Origin of the sequence: Streptomyces sp. NPDC051217, from assembly GCF_044455465.1 — a bacterium.
Lineage (GTDB): Bacteria > Actinomycetota > Actinomycetes > Streptomycetales > Streptomycetaceae > Streptomyces.
Genome location: NZ_JBITEV010000021.1, coordinates 47,399 through 65,945 on the forward strand (window position 1 = coordinate 47,399; position 18,547 = coordinate 65,945).

An 18,547-nucleotide genomic window follows, 5' to 3' on the forward strand; every position below is an offset into this window, starting at 1 on the left:
TTGGCCGGCGCGTCTCGCAGGCGCCGGCCAACCGGGGGAAGCGGGGGAAGCGGGGGAGGGACGGGCCGTGCCCCGGCGGTGTCGGGGAGTGTTCTGTCTTCAGATCTGGGAGAGGCGGCGTTCAGAATCCGGAAGCCGGCGCGGCGGGCGGCCCTGCGGAAGGTGGTCGGTACCGCCGGGCCCAGGAACAGGACGGTCGAGCGCGGTGTCGGCACAGGCGCGCCCTACGCGGCGATCAGATTTCTGATCTCTCGCTCTGTCCAGTGGCCCGACGCGCCGGGGCAGGCAGCGACGTACTCGGCGATCGTGGCGAACTCCCACGCCCCTGCGGCAAGCAGACCGCGCGTCAGGACGGTGAGATACGCGGCCGATGGCGCGTTGAGTTCGACCTCATCAACGCTCCAGGGCGCCGTGAACGTGAGCATCGGCGCCCCGTCGAGGATCCCCGGACATACGAGCGTTTCGTATCGCCCGTTCCCGAGCACGGCATGGCCACGGCTCAGAACCTCGCTCAGGTCGAGGTCGGTTCCCGGTTCCCGGTACATCTCCTGTGCGGCGATATCCGAGAACTGCTGGGCGGTGACAAGGTGTGCTCGCGCCAGCACGCGGCCCTCGGCGCCCGGATCGAGGAACGCCCTCCCGCCGGTCCAGACTGTCGACTCGGTGGCGAAGTACATGGAGCCTACGATCTCCACGGGCAGGGATCGCTCAGGTAGCCGTTGATCTCGGCACCCCGGATACTCCCTCGTGCTGCCAGGAGGTTGTCCCCCTGTGATGTAGTGCGCAAGGCGGGCAAGATCCATGTTCGAGCCGTACGACGTATACCAAACCCGTTGTGGTGGTACGGCGATGACGCCCCCAGTTGCATCGATGACTTGAGGGCTGATGATGACTCCAATCGATGGGAGGCTTCGAGGGCGGGGGGTGCGAGCGGTGTCGAGGTCAATGGCGGCGATGTCGGCGAGGGCCCGGGCGAGGGAGATGTCGGGGGTGGTGAGTGGCCCGCTGGCGGTGTGGAAGAGGTTCATGGCCCCGACGGCGCGGTTGCGCAGTCGCGAACCCGCTCCGCATGGAAGGCGCGCGGGACGGGGAGGGCTGCGCCAGTGCGCCAGGTCGGCTCTGCCCTGTCCCAGGGGACCGGTCTTGGCCGACACTACCGGCGTGGACGGGCCGAGCGGATCCTCCCGGGACCCGGCCGGGTCGAACAAGCACAGAGCAGCGAGGCTGTATCCGGAAAGTGATTGCTCTGCCGCGGGCATCCTCAGCTGCCGCGAGGAGAGCTCTGAGCCGAGCGCAGTCCCGGAAGAACCCGGGCCGAAGAGTAGCGCGAGGGTGGAACGGCACCGCCTTGTACCGGCCTCATTCAGTGCATCATGCGTGAGTGAGATCAGGTCAGGGCTGTGTCGTGATCGGGAACTTGGTGCTCAGCTGCGGCAGTTTGCGCGTCGCTTCGAGTTCGTCTCGTACGTCCCAACGCTCTCCCAGCGGATTCCGAAGTACGTCGTCGCCGCTCCGGCGGGCGGCCACGGCCTCGTAGAAGGACCCAGCGTCGTAAGGAACTCCGGTCACCTGTTCATGGGCCATGGCCGCGACATAGTCCAGCTCCTCCCACTCCGGCCGGTTATCGTCCCAGGAGCGCCGTGGCCGGCCCACCAAGCGGTGTACTTCTGGAGCTTCGGCCAGTGTGTCGGGGTTCCGGACAGCCCGTTCGAACGTGGTGCTGCCCAGGCCGACTGCCCACAGGCGGAAGTAGCAGAAGCTGTCGTCCGAACACCAGCCCCCGAAGATCCGCTCGGCGGCACACCAAAGGTCCCAAGTGAACCCCTGCTCGCACAGGCGATCGAGGCACACCTGGAACCCCACGATCTCCGCTGCGGGCTTCCGTGCCAGCTCACCCCGCAACCAGGCGAGCCGCCCGGCCCGGCCAAGTGCCGGACCTCGGCACTTCTCAATGAGCTTCCAGAAGGTGTCGCGGTCCATGTCGGGCACTATGACAGCCACCTCTGACAAGGCTCGCCGCAGAGGACCGGGCTGGCGTTGAAGTGCCAGCCCTGCCGCCGTGGTTGAACTGGGAGTCAGCGTTGATTCCACCGAGTTGGAAGAGCCGGCAGGTCGCTGGACCGCGAGGCTGACGGCCCTGGAGCGCTGGGTCAGCCTGCCAGTCGGGCGAGGGCCAGTGCGTGCGCGTGGTCGAGGGAATCAGCAGCGGCGCAAGGGGTGTCCGGCTGCACACCGGTGCCCTCCCAGTTCGTGCCGGAGATAGGGTTGATGGCGCGGCCGAATGGGACGGTGGCTTCCAGGTGCGGGTGCACGGTCCAGCCCTTGCACGGATGTGCGCCGCCGCGGGTGGGCTCGCCGACGACCTCGGCGCGGCCGAGCTGCTGGAGGTCGTACGCCAGTTCTTCAGCGGCGGAGAAGGTGCTGTTACTGGACAGCACATACAACGGCTTGCTGCCACCGAAGCTCGCGCCGGGTACGTGCGGCAGGCTCCAGGACTGTTCGCCGCGCTCGCCGTCGCGCCAGTGCATGGTGTTGAGGTGGGTGCGCTCGTCCAGCAGGTAACTGCAGACGAAGGCGACCGTGTCCGGGTCGCCGCCCCGGTTGGCGCGAAGGTCCACGATCAGCGCCTGGGCACGGGAGGCGAGGGTGAGCGCGGCGCTCAGCGGTTCGGCGGCCCACTCCAGCGGAAACAGCATCGGCGCCAGCTCCAGTACGGCGACCCCTCCGTCGAGCAGCTCCACGCGGGGCGCCCCGCCCAGCGAGGTGCCGAAGTCCCGGCGCATGGAGGCCCGGGTGGCAGCCCCCTGCTGCGGGGGCACCGGGTCGGGGTGGTGCTTCAGTCTCAGGTGCCGGTCGCCGTTGACGGACTGCAGGTCCGAGGTGACAAGACGGGCGAGTTCTTCGGCGCCGTCGACGTCATAGGCGCCCCCGGCGAGGCGTCGTCGCAGCAGGCCGGCGAGCTGCTCGGCTATCTCCGGGAAAACGTAGTGCTCGGTCAGCAGTCGGGCTGTCTCGTCGATGACAGGGGCAGGCTGAAGCTTCGTCAGAGTCGTCATGCCCGGGAGTAGAGCACTGCCTTGCGAAAGCGTCAAAGAATTTAGACACTTACGGTATGCGTGATCAGCCTTCCCATCTGCCGCCTCCTGAGGATGTTCTGGAGATCGGTGCGCCTGAGCAGTTCGCGGCGCTCGCCCACCCGTTGCGCCAGCGGTTGCTCTTCGCCCTGGGACACCAGCCTGCCACCATCAGACAGCTTGCGGCGCGGCTCGACGCGAAGAAGGGCAACGTGGCCCACCACCTCAAAGTGCTCCGCGAAGCCGGGCTGGTCCACGTCGCCGAGACCCGCCAGGTCCGCGGCGGCACCGAGCAGTACTACCAGCGCACGGCCCGTCGCATGGTCGTCGCCGAACCCCAGGCGGCAGGCACCGCCGCGATGCTCGCCGCGGTCGCCCAGGAACTGGACCGGTCTCCCGCCGAGACCCACCTGACCCTGCGCCATCTGCGTCTCAGCTCTGCGAAGGCAAGAGAACTCGGCGAGGCCCTCGCCAAGCTGGTCGACGAGACCGAGGGAAATGCACAGGATCAACCTGTGCACGGTGTGTTGGTGGCGCTCTATCAGCAGGCTCTGCCGACCAGTACCACCAGTTCCGCCTAGCGGCACCACCCTCACGAGGCAGCACACCAAGCTCACTCACGACGAGCCGCATCCATTGACATCCAACCCAGCCGCCCCAGATCAGCGCGCTGCACGTGACTATCTTCGATGTCGAAGGACAGTCCTTTCTCCACCCACCGGAAGAACTGAACGGGTTAAAAAATGGGCTAATAACTAGGGTAAATAGTGCTAGGGTTGGGGTGTGAAAGGAGATCCACCCATGGCATCCGAGGAAGAGCTGTTCGCGTCGGTGGACGCGTTGCTGGAGGAGGAGCCGCAGCTGCCGCCCCCGGCGGAGCGTGCCCGGCTGCGTGAGGCTGCCGGTGTCACGCAGGCCCGTCTCGCGGTCGCGTTGAAGACGTCGACGCAGTCGGTGAAGAACTATGAGAACGGCAGGTCGGAGCCGAAGGAGCCGCGTCTGTCGGCGTATCGGCGGTTGCTGGACGGGTGGACGGCGAAGTTCCCAGCCCACGGCACTCCCGCGCCCGCCCCGGTGGTCGCGCCCCGGCCGGAGGTGCCGGAGACATTTACCGGACCCTCCGCGCCTGAGGCCCCCGGCACCTCCGCCGGCCCCGCCGTCGAAGCCGTGCCGGAGCGCCCCGCCCGCCCGGCGACGTCGTCGCGCCGTCCGGCGGCGAAGAGGACGGCGAAGCCCGCCGTCGATCCGCGTTTCCCGCACGGTCCGCTCGCCGTCCTGGACGGGGGCGGTTCCGCGTACGGGATCGACGGCATTGTGCTGGACTGCCCGGCCACCACGATCCCCGAACTGGTGGAGTGGACCCTCAAGGAGTCCGGGATCGGCTCGCCCAAGCTGCACCGGTACGGCAAGGACTCCGATCCGCTGATCGTGCTCACGGCGGCGGCTGCGGTGAAGCTCGGACTGCCGGAGCGCCTGGAGGGCCACGAGCAGCGCCGTTCCCTGCGTCTGCCGGAGGACCACCCGGTGGTCAAGCAAGTCGGACGCGCGAAGTGGCAGTTGACGCAGCGTGGTTTCGGGCCGTGGGCCAGGGTCTACCGCAAGGCCCAGGGCAGGGAGCGGCAGTGCGTGCAGCTCGCGATCCTCTCCTGGGACGCCTTCGACGACCGGTCCTGGCCCGGTGTGACGGAGATGGCGCCGACCGACATCGCCCGCGTCCTCGGCATCTACGCGACCCGGGTCATCACCCCGCGCGGCTCCACGGCTGTCTCGGGGCTGGAGCTGATGACGGCGCTGCGCCCGCCGACGAAGGCCGTGCAGGACCCCGCGAGCGGGAACTGGGTGTCCGGTCACAACGCGGGCTCGCTGGGCACGGAGCCGATGGACCCGGCGCCGCCGGAGGCCACCGCGGAGCATCCCGTCGTCGTGAACTCCGGCTGGAGTGGCGGCTTCCTGAATGAGGAGGCGTATCAGTGGGTGCGGTCGGTGGACACGCTGTCCGATGAGGAGTGCACGCTGCCCTTCGCGGTCGGCCTGGACCTGAACACGGCGTTTCTCGCGGCGGCGGCCCGCCTGGTCGTGGGCCTGTCCGCCCCGGACCACTTCCATGCCCCGGCGTTCAACCCGAAGATCCCCGGTTCCTGGCTGGTCGACCTGTCCCACATCGAGCTGGACCCGCGCCTGCCGTCGCCGTTCACCCCGGACGGCGCCCGCCCGGCGGGCCCGGCGTGGTACCAGACGCACACCGTGGCCTACGCCCAGGAACTCGGCCACAACGTCCAGCCCATCGAGGCGTATCTGCGGCGGGAGACCGGCGCGTACCTGGACCCGTGGCACGACCGGCTCAAGAACGCGTATGTCGACACCCTCGCCGACCTCGGAGTCACCAAGGACCTGGACGACCACCAGTTCCTGGCGGCGATGGAGCAGCACAAGCAGAACGACCCGGCTCTGGCCGCCGTCCTCTCGGCCATCAAGGCCACGGTGAAGGGCGGCGTCGGGAAACTCCGCGAGCGCCCGCAGGGCAAGCACTACAAGCAGGGCGAGACGTGGCCGGCCCTTCAGCGGCCGACCTGGCGCCCGGACATCCGGGCCGCCGTCATCAGCAAGGCCCGGGTCAACATGCACCGCAAGCTCAACAACATGGCGAAGATGACCGGGCTGTTCCCGCTGGCGGTGCTGTCCGACTGCGTCGTCTACCCCTCGCCAGGGGAAAGCCCGCTGGACTTTCTGCCGTACGCGGCGTCCGGGAAGCCGCAGCCGGGCGGATTCCGTCTCGGGTCCACCCCGGGCCTGGCGAAGCTGGAGGGCGTCCAGACGGTGCTGTGGGCGGTCGACCTGATGGAGAAGGGCCTCAACCCGGCCCGCCACATCAAGGGCGGCGACGCCGTCCTGGACGAAGGGGAGTAGCACGGTGGGGGAGATCGAGGACGCGATCGAGCGGGCCGACCGGGAAGCCTTCACCCGCCGGCCGCCCAAGACACTGAAGGGCCAGATCGGCTACCTGCTCCGGCAGATGGGCAGCGCGCGCGCCGTCGCGGCGGAGCTCGGGGTCACCGCCGACTCCGTCAACCGCTACCGGCGCGGCGCCCGCAAGCACGCCCGCGCCGACGTCGCCGCGAAGATCGACGGCGCGGTACGGGCACGCTGGCAGCCGCAGGTCCGCAAACGCCGGCAGAAACAGGCCGCCGCCACCGGAGGCATCACCGTGGAGACCAGGGCCCGCTTCGGCTACACCGCGCCGGTCGGCACAACGGACGACGGACGGTTCCGAAGAGTCACCGTGCACCTCCCCGCGACGTACGCCCGGCGCCTGTTCGACGCGCGTGACGCCGGTGCCAGCGACCAGCAGATGCGCGGAATCATCGCTGATGGGCTTAAGGACGTCTATTTCCAGGACGGCGGCGGGCGCGCTCTGGGACTTTCGGATGTCGCTATCAACGACATCGACTACATGGATTTCGACTACTAATTGGGCAAGACCCTCAGAACCCCACGGCCAAAACGCAAAAGTCAAGATGCCAACCTGGAGCAGGGCCCAGGTGTGCGGCTAACGGACGGCCGGGGACGCGAAACCGAAACTGCCGTGGTCGCGCATCCGGTAGTTGTCCCCCTCGACGCTGATGATCTCGGAGTGGTGGACGAGGCGGTCGATCACGGCCGAGGCCACCACGGTGTCGCTGAGGACGAGGTCCCAGCCGCTCAGGGGCTTGTCGCTGGTGACGATCAGCGAGCCGCGCTCGTAGCGGTGCGCGACGAGGCAGGAGAAGAGCTGGGCCTCTTCGGCTTGCAGGGGGAAGTAGCCCAGTGCGTCGGCGATCAGTAGGGGGTACCGGTCCAGCAGTGCCAGTTCCCCGGTGAGGCGGCCTGCGGCTTTGGCGTCGGCGAGTCGGGCGGCCCATTCGGCGACGGTGGCGAACAGTACCTGGTGGCCGGCCTGGCAGGCGCGCGTGCCGAAGGCGACGGCGAGGTGGGTCTTGCCGGTGCCCGGTGGGCCGAGGAGGACCACGTTCTCCTTGGCGGTGATGAAGTTCAGCTTGCCGAGCATTGCCACGGCCTCCCGGTCAAGTGACCGGGGGTAGTCGTGGTCGAAGTCCTCCAGCGCCTTGGGGGCGGGGAAGCCCGCGGCGCGGATACGGGACTCGGCGCCCGAACCTCCACGCGACGAAGCGGAGGCCGACTTCGCTGCCGGAGCCGACGTCGGTGCGGAGGCGGAGGGCGCCGCGCGCCCTGCTGACGTGGACGTGGCATCGTCGTGCCACCCGGTGGACGGCTTCGGGATCAGCCGCAGGTTCCCTGCTCCGTGACTGCCTGCATGGCCACCGCCCTCATGGCCACCGCCCTCATGGCCACCGCACCCGTGATTGCTCTTCCGCGACTCCAACATGGGGCCCGACATATAGGCCAGAATCCCGGCGGACAGGATGAAGGCCATGTGGATCACGGTCCCCCACAGCAGCGCGTGCCGGGAGGTGTGGTGCACGTCGACGAACATCTGCAGCAGATGGACGGACGAAATGCCCACGATGGCGGTGGCGAGCTTGACCTTGAGCACGTTCGAGTTGACATGCGAGAGCCACTCCGGCTGATCGCGATGGCCCTGGAGATTGATGCGCGAGACGAAGGTCTCGTAGCCGCCGACGATCGTCATGATCAGCAGATTGGCGATCATCACGACGTCGACCAGTTTGAGGACGGCGAGCATGACATACGTCTCGTCGGCGTGACCGTTGATGACATGGACGATTAATGTCCACAACTCGTTGAAGAACTTGTAGACATAGACACCCTGTGCGGCGACCAAGCCGAAATAGAGCGGAGCCTGGAGCCAGCGGGTGGCGAAGAGGGCGTATCCGAGCGCGGCGGGCGCGAAGTTCGCGACTTCCCTCGGGTCGCGGAACGGGCCCGGGGCCGGAGCCGGGGATGAACAGCTGTGGTCGTGGGCGGGTGTGTCATGACTGGGCAACGGCATCTCCAAACCATCAGCCGGTTCGCGTACTTGGCGGACGGCGACGGCTGTTCAAAAGACCAGGTCCGGCGGTTGCAGCTCGTCGTCCCTCGGGGGAGGCGGACGCGGTGACGTGGCACTGCTGCCGTAGCCGGCACCAGTGGTCGACATGCCAACGATAGTGACAGGGCCTCAACCAGCCCCACTAGGTCAACTTGCGGTCAGAGACATGGGAGAACCCTTTCTCCCAGCCCCGACGCGACGCGCGGAAAGCAGGAAACCTGCACACGGATGGCCGAGGCGTATCCACCGTCTGCCCCGGCCCGGCGACGGAGCCGGTCGTGGTGAGCGAGCGTCCATGAACGCAGCCCGTCGACTGTGCGACAGTTCCACGGGAAGCGGACTGTCTGCGGGCCATACGCCCGGTCGCGGAACCGGCGTGACGACGCCCCCGGCCCGAGGGGCGGGGGCGGAGGCGCCGTCCGGAGGCCGGTCGCGTCGGGGATCGGGCCGGCGTGGCTGTGCATTAGTTGATCATGAGTGGACAGTTCTGCTGAGCCAGGGCGATGAGGAGTCGTGGCCGGTAGGGGTATGCCAACCGGTCGCCGCGCTGGTCGGTGGGGTCGTAGCCGTGTGCGCCGTCGTGGGCGGCGGGACCGCCGCACAACTCGCCACCGCGGCCGACCGCCAGGCAGCCGGACCATTCGCCGAGGTTCATGGGCTCGGTGCAGCCGCTGTACCAGCGTGCCCAGACGTCGCCGTGCGGCGGCGGCATGTACCGGGCGACGGCCAAGCGGACCGCGGTGCCCGGGTGCTCCTCCAGGAAACACAGCAGTTCGCCGGGAACGTCGCCCCCCCACGGTGGCTGGTAGGGGGCTAATCCCCTCCTGTGATGGGTGGTTGCCTCATGGCCCTCCTGGGGCGTTCAGCGACGGAGTTCTCCTTGTCAGACAGCGACCGGGTGAGAAGCCGGACGGTTCTTCATCATCAGGCCCGTTGGGGCCGACCTTGCGTTCGGGAGTGCACATCATGGGTGCACACACGTTGTCGAGTCCTCGGGGTCTGCGAGCGGCACTGGCGTTGACGCTTGCCACGGCCGTGGGGCCGGCCGGCTGCACGAAGCGATCCTGCACCACCTCAAAGGGGGGCGAACTCACCGGTCCGAGCCCCATGGACCGGGGCAAGCGGGGTTCCGAGACGCACGTCCTGTCGGACGCGAACGGTCTGCCCCTACTCGTCGGCGTCTCGGCCGCGAACACCCACGACAGCCAAGCGCTGAAGCCCATGGTCGCGGGTCACCAAACGAGACACGACCCCCACCACGGCCGGTACTTCAAGCCCCAGCGACTCCACGCCGACAAGGCATACGACATCCCCCACCTGCGGAAATGGTTACGCGGAAAACGCATCGGCGTCCGTATCGCCCGCAAGGGAGTCGAGTCCAGCGAACGGTCAGGGCGCCGCAGATGGGTCATCGAACGCACCATGTCCTGGCTGACGGGCTACCGCGGACTCAGCTCACGCTACCAACGCAACCCCCGCAACTACCTGGCCTTCCCCGGCCTCGCCGCAGCCCTCTGCTGCTACAAACGCCTCGTCCGCCTCACCACATAGGACATCTTCTTAATCGAGTATTTCGATTGCGTTGTCCCGGTTGGGCGCCGTCTCCGTCGTGCGTGCGGTCATTCCTTGGTCGCCCCGGCAAGCATTCCCGACACCAGTGTGCGCTGGGAGAACAGGAAGAGCACCAGCACGGGCAGGATGGCGACGAGAATCGCCAGGGACAGTTCCGGGATGGTGATGTTCAGGCCGGCGCCGGCCACCGGGTTGAACGCGGGAGTGGAGCTCAGCAGTTGGTTCAGGCCCACCTGGACAGGGAACTGGTCGCTGCTCGGCAGGACGAGGTAAGGCAGGAAGAAGTTGTTCCAGTTGCCCACGAAGCTGAAGAACGCGACCAGTCCTACCACGGGCTTCGCCAGCGGTAGCGCGATACGGGTGAAGAGCTGCCACTCCGTGCAGCCGTCGATCCGGGCGGCCGACAGCAGGTCCCTGGGCAGGCTGCTGCCGAAGTAGATGTACACGAGGTACACGCCGAAGGGGTAGAAGGAGAAGGGCAGGATCACCGACCAGATGGTGCCGATCAGATGGAAGCGGTTGAGCTCCAGGAAGATCGGCAGGACCAGGGTGGCCTGCGGCATGATCATCGTGACCAGGGTGACGGTCAACAGTGTCTTGCGGCCCCGGAACTTCGTCAGGGCCAGCGCGTAGCCGGCCGGCACGCTGACGAGCAGCGTCAGCACGAGCGAACCGCCCGCGTAGACGGCCGAGTTGCGCAGCCACTTGACCATCGCTCCGTCCTGGAAGTCGAACAGGTGCTGCCAGGCGATGGCGATCTGCTGGAACGAGCCGAAGGAGAACGGGTTGTCCCGGACCACTTCGCCGGCCGTCTTGGACGGAGCGAGCAGCAGCCAGATCACCGGCAGTACGAAGAACACCAGCAGTACGGCGAGCAGGAGGCCCACGATGAGGAAGGAGGCGGCCCGGGAGGGCCGGAGGCGCCTGCCCGTGGTTGCCGAGGGGAGGGCGGTCTGTGTCATTTCTCGTCCAACTTGAACAGGTTCGATCGGGCGACCAGCAGCCCGGCGGCAACGAGTCCCAGCGCCAGCAGGAAGACGGAGATGGCGGCGGCGCCGTTGAAGTCGCCCTGCTGGAAGGCGTAGACGTAGGCCAGTTGGTTGGGCGACCAGGTGGGGCTCACCCGGCCGAGGCTGGCGGTCTGGAGCAGTTGAGGCTCGACGAACAGCTGGGTGCCGGTCGCGAAGGCCATGATCGTCATATAGACGATCCACTGCCGGATCATCGGGATCTGGACGTGCCAGGCGGTACGCCAGGGCCCCGCGCCGTCGATCCTGGCGGCTTCCAGCACCTCGTCCGGGATGTTGTTCAGCGCCCCGTACATGACGACCATCCAGCCGCCGGCGCCGGTCCAGAAGGCGATCAGCATGAGGATCAGCGGCAGATTGCCGGGCGCGAGCACGGCCGCGAAGCTGTGCATGCCCATGCTGTTGAGCAGCCAGGACACCGGGCTGACGTCCGGGTCCAGCATGAACAGCCAGACCAGGACGCTGGCGACCCCGGCGAGGGCACCGGGGATGTAGTACAGGAAGCGGAAGAGCGCCGAGGTGCCCGGCCGCACCCGGCTGCGCAGGAGCAGCGCGACCAGGACGACGAGGACCACCAGGACGACCAGCCACATGACGAGATAGATCAGCATGTTCGTGAAGGCCGGGACGAAGCGGTAGTCCTGGGCGACCTTCAGGAACTGGTTGATCCCGGTGAACTGGCCCTTGTCGTTGGTGAGCGCCAGGTAGAACGAGTAGCAGGTCGGGAAGACGCCGAAAGCGAGCAGCAGCACCGTGTAGCCCGCGACGAAGAAGTAGCCGGCGAGGCCGCGGCCCCTCCGCCGCGGCGTGGCGCCGCGGCGGAGGGCGGAGACGGCGACGCGCTCGGTCTCCAGCAGTGTCATTCGTCGACCACCTGATATCCCTCGGCCTTCGCCTCGTTGCCGATCTCCCGCTGCCAGGCGGGCAGGGTGGAGACGAGGCTCTTGCCGGAGGTCAGCGCCGGCAGGACGACGCTGGACCAGGCGGTGGCGTCCGAGAACCTGGTGTTCGACCAGCCGGTCCACACCTGGCCTGCCGCGTCCCGGAAGGGCTTGCTCACATCGTTGGCGAAGTAGTCGCTGTTGGCCGGGTTGGCCAGCCAGGCATCGGCCGCCTTCGTGTAGGCCGGGTACGTGGGGGCGGACGCCTGGTTCTCGTCGGACGTGGTCAGCCAGGTGATCAGGTCCGTGGACGCCTTGAGGTTGGCGCTGTGCGAGGACGCCATCCACACGCCTCCGCCGACGTTGCCGGTGGCGGACGTCGTCTCACCCTCCCAGGTCAGCGGGGACGCGGCGGCGATCTGCTTGGCCGGGGTCTTGAAGGCGGCCTTGAACAGGTACTGGCCGTACCAGGACGGGCCGTACGCCATCAGCACCTTGTCGCCGCTGTTCTTGGCGAATCCCTGGCTGAAGAAGCCCTTGGTGGTGACGGCCTTGGCGTCGATCAGCTCGTCCAGCAGTGTCGCCGTCCGGACGCAGTTCTTGTCCTGCAGATCGGTGCGCAGGGTGTCCGGCTTCACGAGGTCGAACGCCGGGCACTGGCCGGACCAGAAGTAGGACTCGTGGGAGTTGGTGTCGCCGACCGAGCCGACGAGATAGCCGGGGTGCTCCTTGGCGACCCGCTTGCCCAGGGCCTCGTACTGCTCCCAGGTGGTGGGGACCTCGTATCCCCACTTGTCCATGAGTGACTGGTTGTACCAGAGGACGACCTGCGCGATGTCGTTGCGCAGGCAGTAGGTGTCGCCGTTGAACTCACAGGGTGTGAGGGAGCCCTTGGCGAAGCCGTCGAGCGTGGCGCTCGGTACGAGCTTGTTGTTCAGGGGCGCGGCGAACGGCTGCGCGCCGGGCTTGGTGGGCTCGGACGCCCAGGTCATGTCGGTGGGTGTGCCGAAGACCACGTCGGGCCAGCCGCTGCCGGTGCGGTCGAAGAGCTGCACCTTCGACTGGAGGTACGAGGAGCCGTCGGCGCCGCCGTCGTACGTGACGACCTTCATCTTCACGTCGGGGTGCGCCTTCTGGTACGCCTCCACCGACGGCAGCCGGGTGGAGTCGGCCCACACCGTGATCTGCGAGCCGTCCTTCTGTGCGACCGGCTTGAACTCCGAGTCCGCGGACGGGGAGTCGGTGGTGGTGTCGGCGCTGGCACAGCCGGCCAGTACGGCCGCCGTGACCAGGGAGAGCGCGGCCGCGGCGGCGCGCGTCGCGGTGCGGCGTCGGCCGGTTCGCGGAGATCCGGAAGACCTCATCGTCTTGCCTTTCTGTTCTTACGTGGGACGGGTACGCGCCTTGTGGGGGCGCCGGGCGAGGTGGCCGTCCGGGCGGACGGCCACCGCCCGGTCAGCGCGGCTGCTCGACGAAGCGCTGGAGTCCGCTTCCGTATTCGAAGTCGAGCGGGAGGGCTATGCCGGGCGCCGTGGGGGCGTGGACCAGGCCCTGAGCGTCCACATGGCGCTCGCGGACGACGTCCGCCGCGGTCACCAGGGACTCGTAATAGGTGGTGTTGGAGATGGCCATGCACAGGTGGTGGTTCGGGATGTCCGAACCGTGCACCTCGGCACGGAGCCGGTAGGCGTCGGCGAGGTGTGCTGTGCGCATGGCGCCGGTGATCCCGCCCCGGAGGGTGGTGCCGGCCCGCACACCGAAGGTGGCGGCGCCGGCCCGGATGAAGTCCGCGGAGTTCATGTGCGCTCCGTCGGAGGTCTCGGCCACCAGTAGTGGCACGTCCACGGTGGCCGCCAGCCGCTGGTACGCGGAGATGCTGAACTCGCGCATCGGCTCCTCGTACCAGAGGTAGTCCGCCTCGGACAGGGTGCGCCCCAGGCGGATCGCGTCGGGCAGGTCGAAGCCGGCCGACCCGTCGTACATGAGCGGCACCGACGGGCCGACGTGCTCGCGCAGCGCCAGACACAGCTCGGCGTCGCGCCGGGCGTCACCCCAGGCGTGCAGCTTGATACCGCGGTAGCCCAGTGCCAGGCACTGGTCCGCCACGTCGAGGAACTCCGGGATGCTGGAGAACGTCGAGGTGGAGGCGTAGGCCGGGATCGTCTCCCGGAAGCCGCCGAGCAGGCGCCAGACCGGCTGGCCGAGGTGGCGGCCCGCCAGATCCCACAGGGCGATGTCGATGAGGCCGAGGGTGGGGAGCGGGAGTTCGTGGATACGGTCCAACTCCCACACCCGGTGCCAGAGCCATTCCCGCTGGAACGGGTCGGCTCCGACCAGCTCGTCGCGGAAGACCCGGTCCACCAGGTCCCGCAGGGTGGTGAAGGCTCCCGGCCTGGCGAACAGGGCCACCCCCTCGGCTCCCTCGTCGGTGCCGATGCGCAGGACCGCGCCGTCGCCCACCGGAGCGCTTCCGCTCAGTCCGTCCCTCCAGCGGAAGGGCGGGCTGGCCGCCGGAACTTCGATCCGGTGTACTTCGACATGGGTGATCTTCATCCTGAGCTTTCGTCTCTGTGTGTGCGTGCGGGCCCGGGGGGCGCGTTACGGCTCAGAAGTCGCCGTACACCTGGAGCCCGTAGATGCTGCCGCCGTTACCGCTGGATCCGGTGATGGTCAGCCGCAGGTAGCGGGCGGTGACAGGCTCGTCCGTGAACGAGTGGTTGGCCGCCGTGACGGTGTTCTCGGACGTGTGGTCGTCGAACGTGGACCACGTCGTCCCGTCGGTCGAGGACTCCAGGCGGTACTTGTAGCCGCCGGCCTTCTCGAAGGTGGTCACCACGCTGGAGACCGCGGTGTCCTCGCCCAGGTCCACCTGGATCCAGGACGGGTCGGGCAGGCCGAGGCCCTGGGCCCAGCGGGTGGACAGGTCGCCGTCCACCGCCTTCTCGGGGAAGTTCTCCTCAGAGTCGGAGGAGGCGGTGACGGGCTTCCTCAGCGCCAGGTCGTTGTCGGCCGGCGTGGTGACGACGGCCGCTTCGCTCAGCTCGGAGGCGTTCAGCGCGGCATCGCGGGCCACGACGGTGAAGGAGTACTCCTTCACCGGGGCCAGACCGGAGACCCGCAGGGTCGTGGCGCCGGTGACGGCGATCCGCTCGCCGTCCTGGTGGACGACATAGCTGGTCACACCGGTGTCGTCGGTCGCGGCCGGCCAGCTGAGCTCCACCAGGCTGGGCAGCAGCGGCGTGACGTGGGGCTGCCCGGGGGCCGAGGGGGCCGTGCTGTCCGAGCTGGGTGAGGCGGGGGAGCCGTACACCTGGAAGTCGAAGACACTCCCGCCGTTCCCGCTGGTGCCGGTGACCGTCAGCCGTACGAAGCGGCCGGTGACGGGCTCGGCGGTGTGGGCGTAGTCGGTCATCTCCGTGGTGTTCGCGGACGTGTGGTCCGCGAGCGTCTTCCAGGTGACCTCGTCCGGCGACACCTCGACGCGGTACTTGTACCCACTGCTCTTCTCGAAGGTGGTGATCGCGCCGCTCACGTCGTAGCGGGCACCGAGGTCCACCTGGATCCAGGACGGGTCGGGCAGGCCGAGGCCCTGGGCCCAGCGGGTGGACAGGTCGCCGTCCACCGCCTTCTCGGGGATGTTGCCGTCCGAGTCGGAGGACCCGGTGACGGGCTTCTTCAGGGCCAGGTCGGAGCCGGCGGGCATGGTGACCTCGATCGCCCGGCTCTTCGGGGACTCGTTGCCGGCCGCGTCACGGGCGGTGACCTCGAAGCTGTACGTCGTGCCCGCCGTCAGGCCGGACAGGCGTACCGAGGTCTTTCCGGAGGCGCTGACGAGCTTGCCGTCGCGGTAGACGGAGTAGCCGGTGACGGCCTTGTTGTCGGTGGACGACGGCCAGTTGAGGTCCGCCACCGTCGGGAAGTCGGTGACGGCGGCGGGGGTGCCGGGCGCGCTGGGCGCCTCGCGGTCGGTGACGGCGGGGCCGGGGTCGAGGTGACGGTAGTCCGGCTGGAGACCGGCGTTGTTCACGATCGAGGCCGGGAGCTGCTCGCAGGAGCCGACGGTGGTGTTGCCGCTGACGTTGTTGCCCGTGCTGTTGGCCTGGGTGGTGAACGCGGGCTGGGTGGTGAAGTTGCCGGTGGCGTCGATGTCCATGCCGTGGTTCATCAGCAGCCACTGGTAGGCCACGTCGCAGAAGGCGTTGCCGGTGTTCTTCCAGTAGCGGCTGCCCTCGTCGTGGTAGACGGCACCGTAGGCGTGGGTGGGAACACCGTGGATGTAGTTGCCGGAGACGGTGCCACCGGGGTTGGCGCTGAGTGTGTAGACGGCGCCGCCGTCGGCCTGCGACTTCATGATGTCGGAGATGTCGTTGTTGCTGACAATGTTGTCCCGGCTGGTGGTGGGGGTGTCCCACACCGGTACGCCCAGGTTGTCGTCCGGGTAGTTGGAGTCGCCGCCCGCGTCGGTCAGGCCCCAGCCCCAGCCGACGGAGATGCCGCTGTAGGGCAGGTCGTAGACCTTGTTGTGGGTGATCACGGTGTGGTCGGTGTAGCCGGCCAGGATGCCCAGGGAGCCGTTGTACTGGTCGGCGACCTTGGTGACAACGTTGTTGTCGACCATGGTGTCCTTGGTGATGTCACGCGCGTCGTCGGGGTGGGCGTCCACCACCTCCACGCCGCCGATCTGGATACCGGTGGCGGCGATCTGGCGGAAGACGTTGCCCGTGATGTCGGTGCCCTGGGTGCCGGTGTTCAGGTTCAGGCCGACCGCGCCGAGGTGGGTGAAGGTGTTGCCCTCGAAGGCGACATCGTGGCCGTAGCTCACATTGACGGCCCCGGGCGTCTTCTTCCAGTTCAGACGCGTGGAGTTGAAGTCGGGGTTGCCCTCGCCGACCATCCGGAAGCCCGCCTGGCCCTCGATGAGTCCGTCGGACGAACTGGGGGCGAGCCAGGTGGAGTAGGAGAAGGTGATGCCCTCGAAGGAGACATCGGTGACGGGCTTGGCCCGGGTGCCGTTCAGATTGACCAGGTCCTGCACGACCGGCACCGTGACGGTCGCGGTCGACAGGTTCTGACCGGCCTCGGGCATGTAGTAGACCTCGCCCCGGCTCCGGTCGACGTACCACTCGCCGGGGGTGTCCAGCAGTTCGCGGGCGTTCTCCAGCCAGGTCGGATTCTGGATCTCCTGGCCCTGCTGGAGGTTGGCGTTGTTCCAGCAGGGCTGTTCCATCGTCATCGTGGTGCCGGAGATCGACTCCACACCGCAGCGCTGCAGCTTCCAGCCCCAGCTGCTCACGACCTCCAGGTCCTTGGGCTGCTCGTAGGCGCCGATGGCGCTGTCGGTGAACGTGTAGCCGGTGGACGTCTTGTTGAAGCCGGGCGGGTTCTTCTCGCCGCGCGCCCGGGTCTGGAGCTCACCGTTCACATAGAGCTGGCGGGTGTCGAGGTCGCCGATCTCGGCCTTGTAGATCTGTCCCGACGCGTCGGCCGGGGTCCAGCCCTTGATCTGCTCGCCCCCGCTGATCACCGGGTGGGCGCCGGGGGCGGCTTCGTAGAGGATCCGCTGCCCGTCGCTGCCGGAGTCCCCGGCGGTGAGGCTGAAGGTGCGGCTGAGCTGGTACGTACCCGACATCAGCCGCACGCGGACATCGCCGCTGACCCTCTTCTTGGCGTCGCGTACATAGTCCCGCGCGTGTTCCAGTGTCTTGAACGGGTGTGCGGCGGTGCCGGTGCCCGCGTCCTTGCCGGTCGGCGAGACGTAGACGTCCAGGCCGGACGCCTTCGGGGCCGCCTGGGCCGGCACGGCGGCCAGGGGTGCCGCGACGGCGGCCAGGGACAGGGCGGCTATCAGCATTCTTCGTAGCGGCCCGAATACGTTTCTGCGAGCAGATGGGTCTGACACGGAAATCCAATCGCCTCAAGGAAGTGACATCTGCGGAACCCGGACGTCCTCCGGGTTCCGCCGGCGGTGGGTGGCTCGGTGTGTGAGCCGGGGCGGCGTGCTGCCGGGTTACGAGGCGGACGTCTCCGGGGACAGGGGTTCGTCCCCGGCACCGGTGCCCCTCGCGGGCGGCACGGACGCTCCGGAGGTGCCGCGGTCGCCGAGGTTGAACAACCGGTCGCGGATCTTCCGTTCGAACTGGCTCTGGGTGGTGGCGATGTGCTCCACCATCAGCGTCCCGGCGAGATCGGCCTCCCCCGCGGCGATCGCTTCCGCTATGGCCAGATGCTGTCGTGCGGCGACTTCCAGCGAGCCGGGCGCGTCGCCGTGGAAGAGCAGCACATCGGACTGTGACGCCAGGCGCCGCACGCCGGCGACGCTGGATCTCAGGAACACGTTGTGCGCGGCGGCGCCCACCGCGTCGTGGAACGCGGTGTCGGCCTTGGCGAAGGCGTATCCGTCGGCCGCCCTGGCCGCCACCAGTGAGGTCTCGGCGCACTCCCGGACGGTCCGCACCTCGATCGGCGTGGCGTGGGTGGCGGCACGGCGTGCCGTCTCGGACTCGATCACGGTCCGGTAGTCCAGGAGCATCAGGACGTCTTCCATGCTCGTCGGCCGGAAGTGCGCGAGGTGTTCGTCCAGCAGCCCGCCGGACGAGTCGGCGACGAAGATTCCCGCGCCCCGGCGGACACTCAGCCGGCCGATGGCCGCCAGGACTTTGACCGCCTCGCGGGTGACGTTGCGGGAGGCGCCCAGGATCTCCGCCAGGCCCTGTTCGGTGGGCAGCCGGTCCCCGGACCGCAGGTTCTGCTCGGCGATGTGGTCCAGCAACTGCTCGGCGACCAGTTCGTAACCCGGCCGGTATGGACGCGACGCGTCGTCATCCCCTTCGCCAGGGACCTGTGATGGAGCTGCCATGGCGTACCCCCTCATGCACATTCAGATTAATCTGATTCATCGGTGGCGCAACTATGACAGCGGTGTTACGTGTTGAGAAGACCCCGGGCGAAAATTCATTCAACAGCTCTTCTTGCTCGCCTCAGTTG

Annotated in this window: 14 protein-coding genes and 1 pseudogene; 4 read left to right on the forward strand and 11 right to left on the reverse strand. The window is 68.2% G+C overall.

The window, feature by feature from the left end; all coding sequences use genetic code 11:
- Positions 1-224 precede the first annotated feature (224 nt).
- The 3 genes from ACIBBB_RS33130 to ACIBBB_RS33140 form a co-directional block, all read right to left on the reverse strand.
- A complete protein-coding gene (locus ACIBBB_RS33130; protein WP_398988613.1) occupies positions 225-1,028 on the reverse strand; it encodes a histone deacetylase in 804 nt (267 codons plus the stop codon).
- Between the two features lie 364 nt (positions 1,029-1,392).
- Positions 1,393-1,980: a DUF4240 domain-containing protein gene (locus ACIBBB_RS33135; RefSeq protein ID WP_398988615.1), complete on the reverse strand. Its 588-nt coding sequence runs from the start codon at positions 1,978-1,980 to the stop codon at positions 1,393-1,395.
- 170 nt (positions 1,981-2,150) lie between these two features.
- Positions 2,151-3,056, reverse strand: coding sequence for a S41 family peptidase (locus ACIBBB_RS33140; protein ID WP_398988617.1), 906 nt, complete (start codon positions 3,054-3,056; stop codon positions 2,151-2,153).
- A 56-nt stretch (positions 3,057-3,112) separates the two neighbouring features.
- On the opposite strand from ACIBBB_RS33140, the gene ACIBBB_RS33145 reads away from it, so the two are divergent.
- From ACIBBB_RS33145 to tpg, 3 genes are all read left to right on the forward strand, one after another.
- Positions 3,113-3,655, forward strand: coding sequence for an ArsR/SmtB family transcription factor (locus tag ACIBBB_RS33145; protein ID WP_398988619.1), 543 nt, complete (start codon positions 3,113-3,115; stop codon positions 3,653-3,655).
- 220 nt (positions 3,656-3,875) lie between these two features.
- Positions 3,876-5,981: a telomere-associated protein Tap gene (gene tap / locus ACIBBB_RS33150; protein ID WP_398988621.1), complete on the forward strand. Its 2,106-nt coding sequence runs from the start codon at positions 3,876-3,878 to the stop codon at positions 5,979-5,981.
- 4 nt (positions 5,982-5,985) lie between these two features.
- Positions 5,986-6,543 carry a telomere-protecting terminal protein Tpg gene (gene tpg, locus ACIBBB_RS33155; protein ID WP_398988623.1) on the forward strand — a complete coding sequence of 186 codons (558 nt, stop codon included), beginning with the start codon at positions 5,986-5,988 and terminating at the stop codon, positions 6,541-6,543.
- 78 nt (positions 6,544-6,621) lie between these two features.
- On the opposite strand, the gene istB is transcribed toward tpg, so the two are convergent.
- Positions 6,622-8,043, reverse strand: coding sequence for an IS21-like element helper ATPase IstB (gene istB / locus ACIBBB_RS33160; protein ID WP_398988625.1), 1,422 nt, complete (start codon positions 8,041-8,043; stop codon positions 6,622-6,624).
- A 502-nt stretch (positions 8,044-8,545) separates the two neighbouring features.
- Positions 8,546-8,812 carry a hypothetical protein gene (locus tag ACIBBB_RS33165; RefSeq protein WP_398988627.1) on the reverse strand — a complete coding sequence of 89 codons (267 nt, stop codon included), beginning with the start codon at positions 8,810-8,812 and terminating at the stop codon, positions 8,546-8,548.
- Between the two features lie 347 nt (positions 8,813-9,159).
- On the opposite strand from ACIBBB_RS33165, the pseudogene ACIBBB_RS33170 reads away from it, so the two are divergent.
- Positions 9,160-9,633, forward strand: a pseudogene (locus ACIBBB_RS33170) (IS5 family transposase); the annotation flags it as partial.
- Between the two features lie 68 nt (positions 9,634-9,701).
- On the opposite strand, the gene ACIBBB_RS33175 reads toward ACIBBB_RS33170, so the two are convergent.
- From ACIBBB_RS33175 to ACIBBB_RS33200, 6 genes are all read right to left on the reverse strand, one after another.
- Positions 9,702-10,616 (reverse strand): carbohydrate ABC transporter permease, encoded by a 915-nt coding sequence (locus ACIBBB_RS33175; protein ID WP_398988629.1) that lies wholly within the window; start codon positions 10,614-10,616, stop codon positions 9,702-9,704.
- A complete protein-coding gene (locus ACIBBB_RS33180; protein ID WP_398988631.1) occupies positions 10,613-11,545 on the reverse strand; it encodes a carbohydrate ABC transporter permease in 933 nt (310 codons plus the stop codon). The genes ACIBBB_RS33175 and ACIBBB_RS33180 overlap by 4 nt, the downstream gene beginning before the upstream one ends.
- Positions 11,542-12,927 (reverse strand): ABC transporter substrate-binding protein, encoded by a 1,386-nt coding sequence (locus tag ACIBBB_RS33185; RefSeq protein WP_398988633.1) that lies wholly within the window; start codon positions 12,925-12,927, stop codon positions 11,542-11,544. The genes ACIBBB_RS33180 and ACIBBB_RS33185 overlap by 4 nt, the downstream gene beginning before the upstream one ends.
- Before the next feature lie 91 nt (positions 12,928-13,018).
- The gene (locus tag ACIBBB_RS33190) at positions 13,019-14,116 is read right to left on the reverse strand and encodes an enolase C-terminal domain-like protein (RefSeq protein ID WP_398988635.1); all 1,098 of its coding nucleotides are present in this window, start codon (positions 14,114-14,116) and stop codon (positions 13,019-13,021) included.
- Between the two features lie 52 nt (positions 14,117-14,168).
- Positions 14,169-17,414: a discoidin domain-containing protein gene (locus ACIBBB_RS33195; protein ID WP_398988637.1), complete on the reverse strand. Its 3,246-nt coding sequence runs from the start codon at positions 17,412-17,414 to the stop codon at positions 14,169-14,171.
- Between the two features lie 156 nt (positions 17,415-17,570).
- On the reverse strand, positions 17,571-18,419 hold the full coding sequence (locus tag ACIBBB_RS33200; RefSeq protein WP_398988639.1) for a FadR/GntR family transcriptional regulator: 849 nt from the start codon (positions 18,417-18,419) through the stop codon (positions 17,571-17,573).
- Between the last annotated feature and the right edge of the window lie 128 nt (positions 18,420-18,547).

Bases quoted from the DNA above. Each gene is read 5' to 3' on its own strand.
- ACIBBB_RS33130 (WP_398988613.1), bottom strand. From the start codon at position 1,028: ATGAACCTCTTCCACACCGCCAGCGGGCCACTCACCACCCCCGACATC.
- ACIBBB_RS33135 (WP_398988615.1), bottom strand. From the start codon at position 1,980: ATGGACCGCGACACCTTCTGGAAGCTCATTGAGAAGTGCCGAGGTCCG.
- ACIBBB_RS33140 (WP_398988617.1), bottom strand. From the start codon at position 3,056: ATGACGACTCTGACGAAGCTTCAGCCTGCCCCTGTCATCGACGAGACA.
- ACIBBB_RS33145 (WP_398988619.1), top strand. From the start codon at position 3,113: ATGCGTGATCAGCCTTCCCATCTGCCGCCTCCTGAGGATGTTCTGGAG.
- tap (WP_398988621.1), top strand. From the start codon at position 3,876: ATGGCATCCGAGGAAGAGCTGTTCGCGTCGGTGGACGCGTTGCTGGAG.
- istB (WP_398988625.1), bottom strand. From the start codon at position 8,043: ATGCCGTTGCCCAGTCATGACACACCCGCCCACGACCACAGCTGTTCA.
- ACIBBB_RS33175 (WP_398988629.1), bottom strand. From the start codon at position 10,616: ATGACACAGACCGCCCTCCCCTCGGCAACCACGGGCAGGCGCCTCCGG.
- ACIBBB_RS33180 (WP_398988631.1), bottom strand. From the start codon at position 11,545: ATGACACTGCTGGAGACCGAGCGCGTCGCCGTCTCCGCCCTCCGCCGC.
- ACIBBB_RS33185 (WP_398988633.1), bottom strand. From the start codon at position 12,927: ATGAGGTCTTCCGGATCTCCGCGAACCGGCCGACGCCGCACCGCGACG.
- ACIBBB_RS33190 (WP_398988635.1), bottom strand. From the start codon at position 14,116: ATGAAGATCACCCATGTCGAAGTACACCGGATCGAAGTTCCGGCGGCC.
- ACIBBB_RS33195 (WP_398988637.1), bottom strand. From the start codon at position 17,414: ATGCTGATAGCCGCCCTGTCCCTGGCCGCCGTCGCGGCACCCCTGGCC.
- ACIBBB_RS33200 (WP_398988639.1), bottom strand. From the start codon at position 18,419: ATGGCAGCTCCATCACAGGTCCCTGGCGAAGGGGATGACGACGCGTCG.